15 protein-coding genes are annotated in these 16,776 nt (G+C 55.6%); 5 read left to right on the forward strand and 10 right to left on the reverse strand.

Features of this window, described 5'->3' with window-relative positions; translation table 11 throughout:
* Window positions 1-24: 24 nt before the first annotated feature.
* On the reverse strand, window positions 25-594 hold the full coding sequence (locus tag PL263_RS08170) for a DUF2780 domain-containing protein (protein WP_278212538.1): 570 nt from the start codon (window positions 592-594) through the stop codon (window positions 25-27).
* Window positions 595-887: 293 nt separating this feature from the next.
* Between PL263_RS08170 and PL263_RS08175 the strand changes: the two genes are divergently transcribed.
* Together PL263_RS08175 and PL263_RS08180 are read left to right on the forward strand one after the other, a co-directional pair.
* Entirely contained in the window at window positions 888-1,817 is a 930-nt protein-coding gene (locus PL263_RS08175; RefSeq protein ID WP_278212539.1) for a ZIP family metal transporter, read from the forward strand.
* Between the two features lie 81 nt (window positions 1,818-1,898).
* The gene (locus PL263_RS08180) at window positions 1,899-2,555 is read left to right on the forward strand and encodes a TMEM165/GDT1 family protein (RefSeq protein WP_278212540.1); all 657 of its coding nucleotides are present in this window, start codon (window positions 1,899-1,901) and stop codon (window positions 2,553-2,555) included.
* Between the two features lie 39 nt (window positions 2,556-2,594).
* Here the strand turns inward: PL263_RS08180 and rnd are convergent, their stop codons facing one another.
* Window positions 2,595-3,743, reverse strand: coding sequence for a ribonuclease D (rnd, locus tag PL263_RS08185; protein WP_278212541.1), 1,149 nt, complete (start codon window positions 3,741-3,743; stop codon window positions 2,595-2,597).
* Window positions 3,744-3,938: 195 nt separating this feature from the next.
* On the opposite strand from rnd, the gene PL263_RS08190 reads away from it, so the two are divergent.
* The gene (locus tag PL263_RS08190; protein WP_278212542.1) at window positions 3,939-6,236 is read left to right on the forward strand and encodes a TonB-dependent receptor; all 2,298 of its coding nucleotides are present in this window, start codon (window positions 3,939-3,941) and stop codon (window positions 6,234-6,236) included.
* A 23-nt stretch (window positions 6,237-6,259) separates the two neighbouring features.
* Here the strand turns inward: PL263_RS08190 and PL263_RS08195 are convergent, their stop codons facing one another.
* The 3 genes from PL263_RS08195 to lptD are packed head-to-tail and all read right to left on the reverse strand — an operon-like array spanning window position 6,260 to window position 10,775.
* Window positions 6,260-6,781 carry a DbpA RNA binding domain-containing protein gene (locus tag PL263_RS08195; protein ID WP_140912362.1) on the reverse strand — a complete coding sequence of 174 codons (522 nt, stop codon included), beginning with the start codon at window positions 6,779-6,781 and terminating at the stop codon, window positions 6,260-6,262.
* Between the two features lie 6 nt (window positions 6,782-6,787).
* A complete protein-coding gene (locus PL263_RS08200; protein ID WP_278212861.1) occupies window positions 6,788-8,074 on the reverse strand; it encodes a peptidylprolyl isomerase in 1,287 nt (428 codons plus the stop codon).
* Between the two features lie 7 nt (window positions 8,075-8,081).
* Window positions 8,082-10,775 (reverse strand): LPS assembly protein LptD, encoded by a 2,694-nt coding sequence (gene lptD, locus PL263_RS08205; protein ID WP_278212543.1) that lies wholly within the window; start codon window positions 10,773-10,775, stop codon window positions 8,082-8,084.
* Window positions 10,776-11,062: 287 nt separating this feature from the next.
* Here lptD and PL263_RS08210 point away from each other — a divergent pair, with 287 nt between their 5' ends.
* Complete coding sequence (locus PL263_RS08210; RefSeq protein ID WP_278212545.1) at window positions 11,063-12,067, forward strand: phosphotransferase; 1,005 nt, start codon at window positions 11,063-11,065, stop codon at window positions 12,065-12,067.
* On the forward strand, window positions 12,064-12,750 hold the full coding sequence (murU, locus tag PL263_RS08215) for an N-acetylmuramate alpha-1-phosphate uridylyltransferase MurU (RefSeq protein WP_278212546.1): 687 nt from the start codon (window positions 12,064-12,066) through the stop codon (window positions 12,748-12,750). Before PL263_RS08210 ends, murU begins: the two co-directional genes overlap by 4 nt.
* Before the next feature lie 38 nt (window positions 12,751-12,788).
* On the opposite strand, the gene hemJ is transcribed toward murU, so the two are convergent.
* From hemJ to PL263_RS08240, 5 genes are all read right to left on the reverse strand, one after another.
* Window positions 12,789-13,214, reverse strand: a complete 426-nt coding sequence (gene hemJ, locus PL263_RS08220; RefSeq protein WP_278212547.1) for a protoporphyrinogen oxidase HemJ — start codon at window positions 13,212-13,214, stop codon at window positions 12,789-12,791.
* A 15-nt stretch (window positions 13,215-13,229) separates the two neighbouring features.
* A complete protein-coding gene (locus tag PL263_RS08225) occupies window positions 13,230-13,703 on the reverse strand; it encodes a DUF4124 domain-containing protein (RefSeq protein WP_278212548.1) in 474 nt (157 codons plus the stop codon).
* Window positions 13,704-13,809: 106 nt separating this feature from the next.
* Window positions 13,810-14,181 carry a lipid-A-disaccharide synthase N-terminal domain-containing protein gene (locus PL263_RS08230; protein WP_278212549.1) on the reverse strand — a complete coding sequence of 124 codons (372 nt, stop codon included), beginning with the start codon at window positions 14,179-14,181 and terminating at the stop codon, window positions 13,810-13,812.
* A 42-nt stretch (window positions 14,182-14,223) separates the two neighbouring features.
* Complete coding sequence (locus PL263_RS08235; protein ID WP_278212551.1) at window positions 14,224-14,949, reverse strand: glycosyltransferase family 2 protein; 726 nt, start codon at window positions 14,947-14,949, stop codon at window positions 14,224-14,226.
* A 71-nt stretch (window positions 14,950-15,020) separates the two neighbouring features.
* Window positions 15,021-16,604 carry a glycosyltransferase family 39 protein gene (locus PL263_RS08240; RefSeq protein ID WP_278212552.1) on the reverse strand — a complete coding sequence of 528 codons (1,584 nt, stop codon included), beginning with the start codon at window positions 16,602-16,604 and terminating at the stop codon, window positions 15,021-15,023.
* Between the last annotated feature and the right edge of the window lie 172 nt (window positions 16,605-16,776).

Consider the following 16,776-nt stretch of genomic DNA (forward strand, 5'->3'; position numbering starts at 1 on the left):
AATCAAAGGCCGCCCAGCGGGGTCTCAATGCAAAGCCTGTTGCAACAGGTTCATGGCGCCGGCTCCGCCCTGGTTTTGCACATACTGTAATACGACGGGCAAAAACTGGCTGACCATGGAAGGGTTCATGCCCAAGGACTGAAACGAGCCGGCCAAAGCCGCCAAACTGCCCAAGGCATTGTTTTGACCACCCAACAGACTACCGGCAGCACCCAATAAACTGCTATTGCTGCCGGCTGGCGGCAGTTGCGGCGCCGACGACAGGTAGCCGTCCATGCCGGGAACGCTACCGCTCAACTGAGAAAAATCACCGGGATTCATGCGTTGTTGCGCTACCGAAAAGATCGAGCCGACACCACCCAAAGCCTGCTGCGGACTGATGCCCAATTTTCCGACCAGCAAATTGATCAAACTCGCTTCGTTGCCTGTACCGGTAACGGCAGAGCCCAGTGCGCCGACCGCAGCCGGCGCTTGTTGCGCAACCGCATTTTGCGCCCCATCCAAGCCGAAAATCTGACCGGCCTCCTGTGCCGGCACACTCGCGCTTAAGCAGCACAGCGCGATCGTCGTGACATACCCGTGTAAGTTTTTCATAGTAGAGATACCCTGTTTTGCCTCAGTTTGCGAATAGACGTCCCGATCCGGCGTACTCAGCCGCTACCCAACGTGCCGGTTGGAACTTTAAATCGAAACCTTAGCCCCTGGCAACAGACAGCGTTCTGGGGTACTAAACTTGTCCGGCGATAGGCGCCACCGTATCGGCCAGGCAGTACCTGTCCAAACCGCATGCGCGATGGCCTCCGAACGGATTCCCGGCAACCGGTACTTAAGCTTACACTTAATAAGTATAATCGCCGGCTTAGCCTAACCATCGATCGGGTAACGATATGCAGAATATTCAAAAAACACTGGAAGACTACTACCTCCGCTTGCAAGCCCACCCCAAATACCTGCAGGTCATGACTTTGCCGACCTTGCAACGTTGGGGGGTATTGGTCGGCCTGTTCCTGGCATCGCAAATTCTGGTATTCGGCAGCCTCTACCTCATTTTCGGCAAAATCGTCGTGATCGGCTTTCTCGCCAGCGTACTGGCCGGCTGCGCCACCGGCGTCGGCGCCCTGCCGGCCCTGTTTTTTAAAGACATTTCCGACCGCTTATTCAATGGTCTGCTCGGTGCCGCCGCCGGCGTCATGTTGGCCGCGACCGCATTTTCGCTGCTGGTGCCCGGCATGGAATACGGCGAACAAGTCTGGCCCGGCAAAGGTTTGTGGGTCGTCTCGGCCGGTATGCTGATTGGCGCCCTGTTCTTGCATTTCGCCGACAGCCGCCTGCCGCATCTGCATTTCGATTCGGTCAGCGACCATTCCTTGGATTCGCTTCAAAAAATCTCGCTATTCATCATCGCCATCACCATCCATAACTTCCCGGAAGGCATGTCGGTCGGGGTCAGCTTTGGTTCCGGCGATTTGAACAACGGCTTGGTGCTGTCCATCGCGATCGCCTTGCAAAACCTGCCGGAAGGTTTGGCGGTGGCTCTGCCGCTGGTGGGCCTGGGCTACGATAAATGGAAAGCGGTCGGAATTGCCACCTTGACCGGCCTGGTCGAGCCGGTCGGCGGTTTGCTGGGAATCACGATGGTCACACTGTTTTCGTCGATCCTGCCGATCGCCATGGGTTTCGCTGCCGGCGCCATGCTGTTCGTGATCAGCGAAGAAATCATCCCGGAAACCCACGCCAAAGGCCGCTCGCGCATCGCCACCTTCTCGCTGATGTTCGGTTTCATCGTAATGATGGTATTGGACAGGCTGCTGGTCTAGCCGACACTTTCGACCCAATCGCCCGCCTTACAGATCAAAACCGGCGGGCCTACTTTTATCTTTCTCGAAAACACCGGATCCATGGACTATATCTCCCAGCTACTTGGTCAACTTCAAGCCATCAGCCCAGCCGAACTTCTGACCACCGGCGGCACCAGCTTTGCACTGATCGCCGCCGCCGAAATCGGCGATAAAAGCCAACTGGTTTGCATGACGCTGGCGTCGCGCCACCGGCCGGCACCGGTACTGTGGGGCGCGATCGCGGCATTCATGCTGTTGAATACGTTGGCCGTGGTATTCGGCACAGCGATCGCGAACTGGCTGCCGGACTATGCCGTCGCGGCCAGTGTCGCATTGTTATTCGCGGTGTTCGGCATTCACGCCCTGTTCAATAGCGACGATGACGCAGACGGACAGGATGTTGCCGAAAAAAGCGGTCACGGCATTTTCTTCACCACCTTCTTGCTGATCACGGTCGCCGAATTCGGCGACAAGACGCAATTGGCCGTGGTCGCCTTCAGCAGTACCGCACAACCCGCTGCTGTTTGGTTAGGCTCCACCCTCGCGCTGGGTTTTACATCCGCGCTCGGCGTTTTGGCCGGCCGTACCGTGCTGCAACGTATCCCGCTTAGCCTGTTGCATAAAGTCAGCGGCCTGCTTTTTCTGGGCTTGGCCGCCGCCGCCGGCTACAAAACCTATCTTAGCCTGGCTGCAGCCGGACTGATTCCAACCCTCTGAAACGGTTTGTCGAGTATGTCCGCCTCAACGGCTTTGGTATTACGCAGCGCTGATTACCACGCCTTCGGGTTTTAAGCTCAACGAATAATCGCCATTCAGCAGGCCCTGCAATTCGCGGCCGGCCATGTTGTAGCGCCAGCCTTGCAGCAGCAGGCAATCCTCATCGCCGAACAGCAATTGCTCCAAATCCTTGCGGCTTGCCAGTATCACCGGATTCAGCGAATTTTCCTCGGCCCGAATCCTGACCACCGCGCTCAACACATCCAGAATCGCCTCGTGTTGCTGATTCTTTTTAAAGGCGTGGTCTTTATCGGCAATCGGCTTCGGCGGCCGTTGCCTGGCCTCCTCGATCAGGCTGCACAGGGTCTTGCCGTAACGGTTTACCGTGCGTTCGTTGATGTTGCGGATCTTCCCGAGCTCGGCGAGCGTTACCGGCTGCAATTTGGCCAGCTCCAGCAGCAAATCGTCCTGCATCAACCAGTTGCGCGGTTTGTTTTCCTGTTGCGCGCTGCGTTCGCGCCATTCGCTCAGGCTTTGCATGATCGACAACTGCTTGCCGGTCAATTTGTTCTTACCGCGGATTTTGAGCCAGGCGTTCTCCGGCGACAGTTGGTAGAGCTCGGGATTGTTCAACAAGGCAAAATCGCTCTCCAGCCAATTCAATCGTCCCAATTTGGCCAATTGTTCGCACATCATCGTGTAAATCTTGCACAGATAAATCACGTCGTCGGCAGCGTATTGAATCTGATCGGCGCTCAACGGCCGCTCCGACCAATCGGTGCGGGTATGTGCCTTGCTCAAATTGACGTTCAAAAAACTGGATACCAGCATCGCATAGCCCGGATTTTCCTGAAAACCCAACAAAGGCGCGGCAATCTGGGTATCGAAGATCGGCCCAGGGATTTTGCCGGTGATCTGATAAAAAATTTCCAGATCCTGGCGGCACGAATGCAGCACCTTGACGATATTCGGCGCGTAGATGGCGTCGAACAACTCGCTCAAATCGCCGACGGCCAGCGGATCGACACAGGCAACCCAGCCCGGCGCCGCGATTTGCAACAGACAGAACTTGGGGTAATAGGTTTTTTCGCGGAGAAACTCGGTATCCAGTGCAATCCAAGGTTCGTTGGCTATTTGCCGGCAAAGGTCTGCAATTTGGTCGGGTTTATCGATGTATTGGATGGACATGATCTCATTCTGTTTGACAAGGGGGCCGATAAAGGGCTCGGCTGGCTATTTTACTCCGCCGGCCGCGGCCCGGCTGAATAATTCGCCAATGACGGCGACCGGGAAAATTTCCTTTTTTTGGCCAGAACCATAGCACTTTGCAACGCGCGAGTTACCATGCGGCACTTTTTTGGTTAGTCAGTTTAGGTAAAAGTCATGAATAAATTTGCCGTGGGTATGTTGCCCTGGTTTAGCCTGCTGCCATTGGCCGAAGCCATCTCGGCCGAAACCTCCGATAAACTGGATGCGGTGGAGGTGGTTGCGGTAACGCCATTACAGTTCAGCGGCATTGACATCAGGAAAATCCCGGCCAACGTACAAACCGTTTCCGCCGACCAGTTGCAGGAGGCACAGGCGCTTTCGCTGGCCGAGTACATGAACCGTTATTTGGGCAGCGTCAACATTAACGACGCCCAAAACAACCCGCTACAGCCGGACTTGCAATACCGCGGGTTCAGCGCGTCGCCGTTGATGGGATTGCCCCAGGGCTTGGCGGTTTACGTCAACGGCATCCGCTTCAATGAACCGTTCGGCGACATGGTGAACTGGGATTTGATACCGAACGGCGCGATCGAAAGCATGGCGCTGCAGCCGGCGTCGAATCCGGCCTTTGGTCTGAATGCATTGGGCGGTTCGATCAGCGTCAATACCAAGACCGGCTTTTCCGCGCCCGGCCACAGCTTCGAGGCCCAAGGCGGCTCTTGGGATCGTCATTCCGAAGAAGTCAGCAGCGGCTGGAACAACGGCACCTGGGGTTATTTCCTGGATTTCAAATACTTCAACGAGAAAGGTTGGCGCGCCCATTCGCCCAGCGAGGCCAAACAAGGTTTCGGCACGTTAAGCTGGCGCGGCGTCAAATCCAGTCTGGACCTAAGCATTGCCGGGACCGAGAACACCTTGCGCGGCAACGGGGCGCTACCGCAACAAATGCTGGCTTTCGGTCGCGATCAAGTGTTCACCCACCCCGACATTACCCGCAACCGAATGATGCTGGTCTCACTGGACGGCGACACTTGGTTGAACGACCATAACCAGTTATCCGGCACCATGTACTACCGACGCAATAAAATCGGCACTTATAACGGCGACGGTAGCGAATTTGGCGACTGCGGCGGCTTTATGTGCGAAGAAGACGGCGTTACACAATTGGAAGATCTGAACGAAAATCCGATCCCTGCCAGCGACACACTGGAAGGCGGCACGATCAATACCTCCAGCACGCTGCAACAATCCTTCGGTTTTGCACTGCAGGATGCCTTCGACCACAAGATTTTCGGTCGCAACAACCGTCTGGTCGGCGGCGCCAGCTTTGACTACGGTAACGCGCGTTACCACGCCGACACCCAACTGGGTTCATTGACCGCCGACCGCGGTGTGGCCGGCGGCGGCGTATTGATTCAAGACGCTCACGTCCGTTTGACCACCGAGACCGACAACTACGGCGTTTTCCTGACCGATACTTTTTCTGTGACCGACCAATTGGACGTCACGGTTTCCGGACGCTACAACCAATCCCACATCAAACTGCGCGATCACGTCGGCGAAGATTTGAATGGCTCGCATTCTTTCGACCGCTTCAATCCGGCCGCCGGCTTTACCTACACCGTGATGCCGGAATTGACCTTCTTCGGCAACTACAGCGAATCGTCGCGAGTGCCGACACCGATGGAGTTGAGCTGTGCCAATCCCGACGATCCGTGCCGACTGCCGAACGCATTCGTCTCCGATCCGCCGTTGAAGCAAGTGGTCGCAAACACCTTCGAAACCGGTCTGCGCGGCCGCTTGAAAAACCTGTTGCCAGGCTATCTGGACTGGAATCTGGCTCTGTTCCGCACCATCAACAACGACGACATCATCTTCAAAAGTACCGGCGGCGTCGGCAGCAACCTGGGTTACTTCGACAATGTCGGCTCTACCCTGCGCCAAGGCGTCGAACTCGGCCTGAACGGAAACTTTTACGAACGTTGGCGCTGGTCGACCCATTACACCTATATCGACGCCAGCTTCGAAACCGGCTTTCTGTCCAGCAGCCCCAACAACCCGATGGCGGACGGTAACGGCGACATCGTCGTGCGACCCGGCGATAAATTACCCGGCATCCCGGCCCACCAATTCAAATTCAGTACCGACTTCGACATCGTCTCGGCCTGGACCTTGGGCATGGACATGAACTACAACAGCTCGCAATACCTACGTGGCGACGAGGCCAATCTGACGGCCAAACTGCCGGCTTTCGTCGTGTTCAACCTGCGTAGCGAGTACCGCTTTAATCCAAACGTCACCTTGTTCGGTAGAGTGACCAACTTGTTCGACCGCGAATACGCCAACTTCGGCACCTGGGGTAATACCGGGGATGTATTGGACGGCCTGGGTTTGCCGGGCGATCAACAAAGCCGCTTCGTCGGCGTCGGCGCGCCCCGAGCGGCCTGGATCGGCATTCGCCTGACGATGTAATCTTCACCAATGAAAACGGCGGTTCAACCGCCGTTTTCGTCTCCGCCAACATTGCGCTGTTGTCTGAATTTATTGGGCTTGATGCGTTTGATGTTCAGCTTTTGCGAGCCGATTTCGGTTTCTGCCAATAACTGAAAGACATCTGCCGGCATGCCGTCGGGCAACTCCACCAGCGTATAGGTGTCTCGAATGTCAATCCGGCCGATGCGTTTTCTGTCGACGCCGGACTCCGATACCAATACCGCCTGAATCTGGTCGCGACTGACTTGGTGTTGATTGCCGACCGCGAGGCGGTAACGAACCATTTTATAGTTGGGCTGAATCGAGCGGCTCGGTTCCGCCGGCTGGCGTTTCAGGGGCGGATACAGATTCGGCTGGTTCATGAATACCAACGCCGCCGCGCAAGTCAGCAGGTCGATATTCAAATCGGCCGCTATCCGTTGTACCAAGTCGCGCTGCCGAGTCAAATCCTCTTCTCTGGCAACCCGTTGCAGGCGGCGTTTGAATTTATCTTCTTTTCTCGGCTCAACCGGAATCGCGCTCATAACTTATTACAGTCGGTCCAAATCGATTTCCACGTAAGCTTCGTCGCGTAAGCGCCGCAACCATAACTCGGTTTCTTCCTCGATTTTGCGCTTCCGAATCTCGTCGCGGATTTTATCTTTTCTAAACTGCTCGCTATTATCCTGGCTTTCCCGACCTAACACCTGAATCATGTGCCAGCCGAACTGAGTCTGTACCGGGGCACTAATTTCGTTGATACCCAATTTGTTCATCGCTTCCTCGAAAGGCGGCACCAAGGCACCCGGCCCAACCCAATCCAGCGAACCGCCATTGATGGCCGAACCTTTGTCATCGGAATGGGCCCGAGCCAAGGCGGCAAAATCGTCGCCATCGTTGATCCTGTCGCGCAGCGCCAATAAGCGTTTCTGTGCCTCGGCATCGTCGACCAGTTCATTGGTTTTGATCAGGATATGTCTGACCTTGGTCTTGGTAACGATATGTTGGCTACCGCCTTCGGTTTCCAGCATCTTGATGATATGAAAGCCACTGGGGCTCCGAATGGCCTCGGATACGTCGCCCTGGTTCATCGTACCGACAATATCGGTAAACAGGGAAGGAATCTGGCCTATGCTGCGCCAGCCCAGATCGCCGCCCTTCAACGCGTTGTCGTCGTCGGAAACGCCAACCGCGACTTGTTTGAAATCTTTGCCGCCGCGCAAATCGGCAATGACTTGGTCGGCTTTGTCTTTGGCTTTTTGAATCGCCGAAGCTGAGGCGCCTTCCGGGACCGCGATCAGAATATGGCCCAGATGATATTGCCCGCCACTCTGCCCCGCCTTACTCTGGGTTTCCATGTAGTGCTGGACTTCGGCATCGGTCACTTTAACCCGCGCCCCGATTTCGCGGCCACGCAACTGGTTGATGATGATTTCGTTGCGCAAGTTGTCTTCGAAACCCTTGTAATCCATCCCTTGCCGGGCCAATTCGCTGCGGAAAGCATCGACGGACATGCCGTTGCGGGCGGCGATGTCCGCCACCGAGGCGTTCAGCATTTCGTCGCTGACCTGAATCCCGGACTTTGCCGCCATTTGCCGCTGTAATTTATCGACCACCATCCGTTCCAGCACCTGTTTGCGTAGCACGAATTCCGGCGGCACCATCACGTTGCTACTACTCAGCTTATTGCTGATCGCCGCAACTTCGGTGTTCAGCTCCCGTTCCAGGATAACGTCTTCTTCGACCACCGCGACGATCCGATCCAATAGCTGGGCCTGGGCCAAGCCGACGTAAAAACTAAGCGAAAACAGCAAAGTGGCTAGCGATTGTTTCAACATGTATTGCTTATTCAAAGAAATTATCCTTGCGGTAACCGTCCAGGTTGGTTTGCAGGAAGGTATCGACATGGTCGCCGAAACTACTCAGGCCTTTGAGTTCCAACTGTACGAAGAAAGCGGTTTCCGGCTTGGTGCTCGGATCGATGAAGGCGATGGTGTTGGCACCGTTGATGAAACGCCGGCCGAGGACGCGGAACCGCCAGCAGCAGTTTTCCTTCTCGATCCCGATGAAGCTCTCGGTGGTTTTGTCGAAATTCAACGAATATTGCCAACGGCCTAAGCCGAACCACTCGCCGAACAACGGCCAGCGGAACGAGACGTCGGTTTGCGAGATGGTTTGCGAGAACACTTGAGTCGTGTTGTTTTGGTTTACGGTCTGCACCACGTCCTGCGGATTGGCGCGACGGTAACGGTAACCGATATTCAAGATTTGGTTTGGCTGCATCCGGTATTTCAACGCAAACTGGCCGCGAGACAAGCTGTTCAACTCCGGATCCCATTGGGCGCCGGTGATGTAGCGCAGATTCCGACTCAACTGGCCGCTCAACTCGCCGATGAAGTTGGAAGTGCTACTGGTTTGAGGTTGGGCGAACGGCCGCAAGGTCGGATTATTTCGATCGAACAGATCGACCGTGCGATCCTCGAAATACAAAATCTGGCCGAGCGTCAGTTTGAGCGGTTCAAGCCCGGTAGTTGAATCAATAAAGCGCGAGGAGGCCGCCAGCGTGATTTGGTTAGCATCTTGAATCCGGTCGTAACCGGAGAAACGGTTTTCCCGGAATAAACTGTAGAAATTGGTATCGAACAGCGCGGTATCGAAGATCGGAATATTGCTCTGGTCTTTGCGCGGGATGTACAGATAAAACAGGCGCGGCTCCAAAGTATTGACATACGGAGTCCCCGAAATCTGCATATCCTTTTCGAACACAATACCGCTGTCCACCGAAAACACCGGCAAGGTCCGGGAAATGCTGCTCGGCAGCCCGGCGACGGTCTGGTTGCTGAGCTGGTATTGGGAATACAATGCCGAAATCTTCGGGATGAAGAAGCCCTCACTGCTTTCCAACGGGAAGCTGACCGACGGCGCCACATTAAAGCGCTGGCCGTTGACCAGGGTCTTGTGGGTGAAATAGCTGTATTGGTTGTCCAACGCCAAAGTCAGCGGAAAATCGTCGAAGGCGTGGGAAAAATTCATGCCTATGCGCGGCAGTACGTCGTAAGGCAACAAATCGTCGGTGATGGTCTTGTCCACCGACTGGTAGTGGTAGCCGGCGGCCGACAGATACACGCCGGCGCGAGCGTAGGTCAGCATGCCGGTGCTGGGCAGGTAACTGGTATTTTGAAATCCCAGAGCGTTGTTCAAGTCGTTGAAATAAGTCTTGTCGGAGACGTAGTTCAAATCCAGCAAGGAACTTAGGCCCGGAAGCCATAAGGTCTGGTCTTTCAAACTCGCCGAGTAGCGGGCTTTATCCGCCAACTGGTCGTGCGGCATGTATTCTGCGGCAAACGTACCGCGGGACATCTCCGTCAAATAGCGGAATTTATTGCGTAATTGTTCGCCGCGTCGGCTCATGTACCGGGGAGTGACGATGTCGTCGAAGTTAGGCGCGATATTCCAGTAAAACGGTAAAGTAGCGTCGAAACCGTTACGCTGGGTACTACCCCAGGTCGGCGCCAGGAAACCGGATAAGCGCCGGTTGTCGGTAGGAAACGAGATGTACGGCGTATACAACACCGGAACGCCTTTGAACTCCAGCCAGGCGTTCTTCGCCGAGCCTTGCCCGCTGTCCCGGTTAATCTTCAAACGCGAAGCATGCACGACCCAATCCTGGTTACCGGGGGCGCAACTGGTAAAGGCTGCATCGTTGTAGCGCGACAAACTTTTACTGTCCCGGTAAACCACGTCGGCGCTACCGCGGAAAGGCGCCTGCGGCACGATGAATTGAGCATTGCGCAGACGGGCTTCGTCTTTACCCAGATTCAGCGACAACGTGTCGCTGGACATCGCGAGTTGATCTTCGCTGTATAACACGCCGCCTTGCGCGTCCAAGGTTTCGGCCACTGTGTCGTAACTGGCTTTATCGGCCACCAAATGCTGATCGGCACGATTCATATCGACATTGCCGGCAAAATTCAACACTTCGCCGTCGAAGACTTCGGAAAAATCGGCATTGATTTCGGTGGTTGCCGCATCCCTGGCTTCTTTGGAAGTCGCCTTAATTTTAGGCCTCCTCTTTCCCCACACCTCGCAGCTTTGCCACGGATCGCGATCGAATTCGGCCCGCAAAGTCTGAAAGTCGCGTTCCTGCTGATGACTGAACGCCGGGGCAAACCAGAGCGAACCGGCCGCATCGGCGACGCCGTTATCGTCGACTATATGGGCCTCGCCTTTGGGATCGGCACCGACCAGATTGCAGTTCCAACCGTTTTTGGCATCCCCAGCCTTACAGGTCCAGCCTTGGGTTCGGCTGCCACCCGCCGCAACCTGAGTTTTGGCTTCTGCTTTTTCGACTTCCGGTTTCTGGTTCTCGCCAACTTTCACCCGCAACTTCTGCGGCTCGGCGACCGATTTTTCCACGACTTTAACCGTTTCTTTCGGCGCATCCTTCGGAGACACCGCCGGTTGTTGCGCCTGCTGCGTCGGCACAGGCGCTACGGCGGCGGGCGGTTGGGCCACCGTTTCCGCTTTGACCGGCGCCACCGGCTCGGCCGGAACAGATTTTACGGTTTGCGGTTGTTGCTGGGGCTCAGGCGTGTTACTTGGGCCTTGGTTAAGACAGGTCCATTCGCCATTTTTGGTTTGTTCACAATTCCATGCCGAGTTGTTGGCGGCGGACGCAAGCCCGGTTACGAACATCAAAGCAGAAGAAATTGTATAGAACCGATAATTCATGTTTTGGCGAATGCGGCTAAATTGGCTTAGCAGGATGGAAATCGAATAAAATGCATCGAATCATTTTACCTTAGGTTGCTCGGCAAATATCAAAAATGTACGACTCCCGCTTGGAAGACCGTCGCCTGGCGGCACTCGTCGATTGGTTGCAGCGCGATCTTTCGCTGGACATCCATCGTTTCTCCCCCGCTTCCAGTGACGCCAGTTTCCGGCGGTACTTTCGGATCGAACACGCCTCAGGCGTGCACATCGCGATGGACGCCCCGCCCGAGAAAGAGAACTGCGCCGCCTTTATCCGGGTCGCGGGTTTAATGCGAGAGGCCGGCATTCACGTCCCTGAGATTCATAGCAGCAACACTGAGCTGGGATTTTTGCTGTTGGAAGATTTAGGCTGCGAAAACCTGTTGGACCGGCTAAACCCGGAAACTGCGGAGAGCCTCTATGCCAAGGCCTTGGATAGCCTGTTCGCATTGCAACGCAACGTCGACCCCGCCAGCTGCGGATTGCCCGAATACGACGCGGGATTCATCGAACGCGAACTCGGCATCTTCTACGAGTGGTTCCTGCAAAAATTGGTCGGACTGGAATTGCCGCAATCATTGGCAGAGCGACTGAATCGAATGCTAATCGAATCGGCATTGGCGCAGCCGCGGGTCTGCGTCCACCGCGACTACCATTCCCGTAATCTGATGTTGCCGCGCAGTGGTACTCTAGGTGTAATCGACTTTCAAGACGCCGTGGTTGGCCCGATCAGCTACGACCTGGTATCGCTGTTGCGTGACTGCTACATCGCTTGGCCGGACCGGCAAGTCGACGCATGGACTCGAGCCTACCATACCCGTCTGGAAGCCGCAGACTTGATCGCGGTGGACTACCGGCAATTTCAACGCTGGTTCGATCTGATGGGCATGCAACGTCACCTGAAAGCAATCGGTATTTTTGCCAGGCTCCACCTGCGCGACGCCAAATCCAGTTATCTGGCGGATATTCCGCGCACGTTTGCCTACGTGGAACACGTTTGTACTCGCTATCCGGAGCTGGACCAGTTTCACCAATTTTTACAGCAGCAGCTTAAACCCGCTTACCCGCCCATCCAATGAAAGCCATGATCCTCGCCGCCGGACGCGGCGAACGAATGCGTCCGCTGACCGATCACACCCCGAAACCGCTACTGCGAGCCGCCGGCAAACCGCTAATCGAGTACACCCTGGAAAATCTGGCCGCCGCCGGTTTCACCGATATCGTGATCAATATCGCCCACCTCGGCGCGCTCATTAAAAACCATTGCGGCAACGGCGAACGCTGGGGCCTATCGATCGCTTACTCCGACGAAGGCGAAACGGCACTGGAAACGGCCGGCGGCATCGCCAAAGCCTTGCCGCTACTTGGTGATACTCCGTTTCTGGCTATCAACGCCGACATTGTCTGCGATTGTTCATTGCGGCCGTTGCGCGACGTCAAGTTAGACTTGGCACATCTGGTCATGATCGACAATCCGCCGCACCACCCCGAAGGCGACTTCGCCCTGACTGACTCCGGCTTGCTGGCAGAGCAAGGGGAAACCAAACTGACTTTCAGCGGAATTGGCCTCTATCGCCCCGAATTATTCGAGGGCGTTCCGGCAGCACCGCTAAAATTGCGCCCGGTGCTCAATCGGGCAATACAACAGCAACGGATAAGCGGACAAAAACATTCCGGTATCTGGCTCGATATCGGCACCCCAGACAGACTGGAACATTTCAGTAACATGGTCGGCAGCGAACGCGGCCCGATAAAGGCTTAGACCGCCCAGCGGCTCCCGGACAATCGATCGGCAGGCCGTCAAAAAGGCTTAACCACTGCCAAGATGACGATCGCAAACAGGAACAGAACCGGTATCTCGTTGACCCACCGAAAATAAACGTGGGAATGGCGATTACGGTCGTGCTTGAAATCCAGCAGCCATTTGCCGCAAACGCCGTGGTACACCACCAACAAGCCCAACAGTGCCAATTTCAAGTGCAACCAGCCGCTAGCCGAATACAACATCCAGGCATAGTCGGCCAACATCCAGATGCCGAACGCAAGGGTACACACCATTCCCGGAGTCATGATGCCGTAGTACAACTTGCGTTCCATGACTTTAAAGCGCTCGTTGCTGATACTGTCCTCGCTCATCGCATGGTAGACGAATAGGCGCGGCAAATAAAACAGCCCGGCAAACCAGGTAACCATGAATATCAGGTGTAAGGCTTTTAACCACAACATCGGTGCACCCGCCGGTTAGCGCAGCGTTTGGTCTTTGGTGACCGTCGAGCCTGGAGACACAGGCACCGCCGGTGTCGGCAATACCATCGGCGGCGCAACGATCATGACCGGATTGGCATTGTGCTGGGCCTGCCGCTCCAGCGCTGCGGCCTGTCTTTGCGCAGCCTCGACTTGTTGCTGCTGGGCGATAGCACTTTGCTTCAATGCATTGGTCGATTCGGTTTGATTTCTCAACACGGCATCGCGCCGCTCCGCTTCTCGTTTCGCGGCTTTCTTACTGTCATATTCGCTTTCCAAAGCTTCGCGCTTGGCTTTTGCTGCCGCCTCCAGCTCCGGATCGGCCTGAATATCCAACTGCTCGACTTTCGCCGCGGTTTGGCAGGATTTCGATTGATAGACGGTCTTACCATCCTTGCCGACGCATTTGAAAACCTCGGCATCCGCTTGCTGCCAGGCAATAATCATCGCGATCAGAACAAAATACCTCATCAGGAACCTCACCGACATGTCGTTATACGAATTGATTAAGTTTAGGGCAAAGCGGCTGTCTTTTCCGGACCATGGCGAAAATCTCTCGCCGAGTAAATAGCCGGCACTAGCTACCTATCTCGTCATCGGTCAATTCGGCCAGCGCGTCTCGGAGCTCGCGCCTGATCAACATCAGATTCCTGGCATAAACAAAAGTGCCCGGCAATTGCCCCAGAATAATCACCGGATCGACCCGGTGAATACCGTACATCAAGACGATCACCCCGCCCGACAGACTGAAATACCAAAAACTGACCGGAATAATGCTTTTTTGGTGGCGTTCGCTATGAATCCACTGCACGATGAAGCGCATCATGAACAGCGACTGCCCCACCAACCCGATGGTGAGCCAGATGATATCGTTCGAGTCCATGCTGGACAGATGGTGCTGCCATTTGTCCATCAAATGACTGAAAAAACCGAAAACACCCTGTTCCATCAAGTCCTCGCTTCCAACTGAGCCGATGCGGGATATGCAGAATTAACCACGCGCCACCTCGCTGACTTGCGCCAAACTGTGCCGCCGTTTCAGCCAGACCACACCCAAGATATCGACGATACCCACCAAAGCCCGATCCAACGTCCCGTATTTGGACTGCCCGAAATTGCGCGGCCGATGGTTCACTTTCACGGACATCACCCGGCCGCCGGCCATTTGGATCAAGGCCGGCAAGAAGCGGTGGATATGATCGAAATACGGTAATCCCAAGAATTTGTCGCGCAAAAACAATTTCAAGCCGCAGCCGGTATCTGGGGTTGCATCGTGCAAAATCGCCTGGCGCACCGCATTGGCGAATTTGGACGAGAATTTGCGCCAACCCGTGTCGTTTCGTTGATGACGAAACCCGGCCAGCATCCATAATTGTGGATCGTTCTGGGCTTGCCAGGCGGCGACCAGATTTGGAATGTCGGCCGGATCGTTCTGGCCGTCGCCGTCCAGCGTCGCGATCCACGGGTAACGCGCAGCAAGCACTCCACTGTGCACCGCCCGGCTTTGGCCGCAACTGCGCCGATGCTGCAATACGCGCAATGCCGAATATTTTTGCATGGCCCGCTGCAACTTGGCCGCGGTATCGTCGGTGCTGCCGTCGTCGACGAATATCATTTCGTAAGCATCCTGACCGCTCAAAGCTTGGTCAATTTCGGCGATCAACGCGTCTACGTTGTCGGTTTCGTTATGAACGGGAACTACGACGGAAATTTGCATAAACTCGGAAAAAGTAAAAAGTTGCTAATTGTATCAAACGCTTAATGCGAAGCCGGATTATTGTCGGCCGGTCATAGGGGTTTTAACCGACCAAACTGGTCGGCGCGCCGGAAAATCAGCCAATATTCGCGATGCCCCTGCAGATAAAAGGCATCCTCCGGTTTGTCTTTTTCCAGCGAAACCAGATAACCGGCCGGATGGCTGGCCGCCCAGCGCTCGGCGTCCGCAACCGTCGCCAATACCGGCAGCGGCGTGGTCAGTCTGCCCAGAAAATTCAGCTGCCCCTGGTAATTGCCGACGTAAACGTAAGGCACGCCCTGTTCGTTGAACGCGCGGATCTGCATCGCAGCCGGACGCAAGTCATAGGCCAGACCGACATACTGAAAGAAGAAGATAAAACCGGCGAAAACCGCCACCACCACAGCGGCGGACAAGGATGCCACCGACAGAGTTCGCGAGCGCCAGACTGCGACGACCAAGCCTACCGCAACTGCCAACACCCAGAGCCCCCAGTCGATTTCGACAGTTTGCACCCAATGCAACTTGGCCAAACCCGGCACCTGCGGCAGTATCATCAGAAAAATGCCGATCAACGCAAACAAAACCGGGAGCACCGATTCCGCGGCAATAGAACAGGCCAAACGCTTCCGCGACAACACCCTGGCCGTAACCAAAGCAAAAGCCGGCAGCATCGGAATCAGATAATGCAGTTGCTTGCTGGGCAATGCCGAAAACAACACAAAAACCGAAACCAACCAAATCGCACTGAACTTTAAACCGTTGTCGCCATTAAGCCCCTGACGCAAGCCGGCCCATAAGCGCGGCCAGAACAACCAGGGAAACAATAACAACGGCAGAAACTGTAAATACCAGAAAAAAGGCCGGGTATGGATTTTGGTACCCACGGTACGGTCCGCGGTTTGATGCCACAAAATCGCGTCGGCGTAATCCTGCCCGCCCGCCTGTGCTGCGGGCAAGGCCCAAGCCACAGCCAGCGACGCACCCAACAACACTGCCGCCAGCAATCCCAGCCACCAGGCGGCTCCCAGCGCTTTGGCGTCGGTGTGCCAGAATCGGACAAACAAGGCCGTGGGCAACAGATGCAGAAAAATCACCGGCCCCTTGGTCAGCAGACCCAATCCGATCGCCAGGCCGAAATAGAGCCAGCCCTTGCGCCCCCGACCGTTCGCTACGACTAACAGGCCCAGCATGCCCAGCATCACGCAATCGGTCAGCAAGATATCGAACATGGTCGACGTGGCAAACAAAGTCCAGAGCAATGTACCCGCCAGCGCCCAGGGCGCCAGTGCCGCTGCCTCGCGTTGCTCAGGCCAAAGAGTTGCAGCCAAGCGCCTGACCAATAGCAAATTACCGAGTGCCGCCAGCGGCCCCACTAAACGCGGCCACCAGTCGTTGACGCCAAACAGCCCCCAACCGAGCTGAATCAGCCAGAACAACAGGGGCGGCTTGTGGCTATAGGTATGCCCGTTCAGATAAGGCACTAAAAAATCGCCGCGTAGCCACATTTCCCAAGCCACACTCAGATAGCGGGTTTCGTCGATCGGAATCGGCGCGCGAAAAAACACGCTGATGCTCAGCAGAAGCCAGAGCAAAAATATTCCCCAACGGTAAATCGGATCGCTAGATAAATTCATTTCGAAAATTTGCGGCCGCCGCAACTAACGGCCATGGGAGCCGAAGACCGGACTAAATCCGATGGACAAAGCCAGATTCATGCCAATACTTCGTTAGAGGGATTTCGACGCCAGGCGCCCCAATCGAAAACGTACACGGCCGCCACTGCGGGTTGATATAAACCACAATGAC

Origin of the sequence: Methylomonas sp. EFPC3, from assembly GCF_029643245.1 — a bacterium.
Classification (GTDB): Bacteria; Pseudomonadota; Gammaproteobacteria; order Methylococcales; family Methylomonadaceae; genus Methylomonas; species Methylomonas koyamae_B.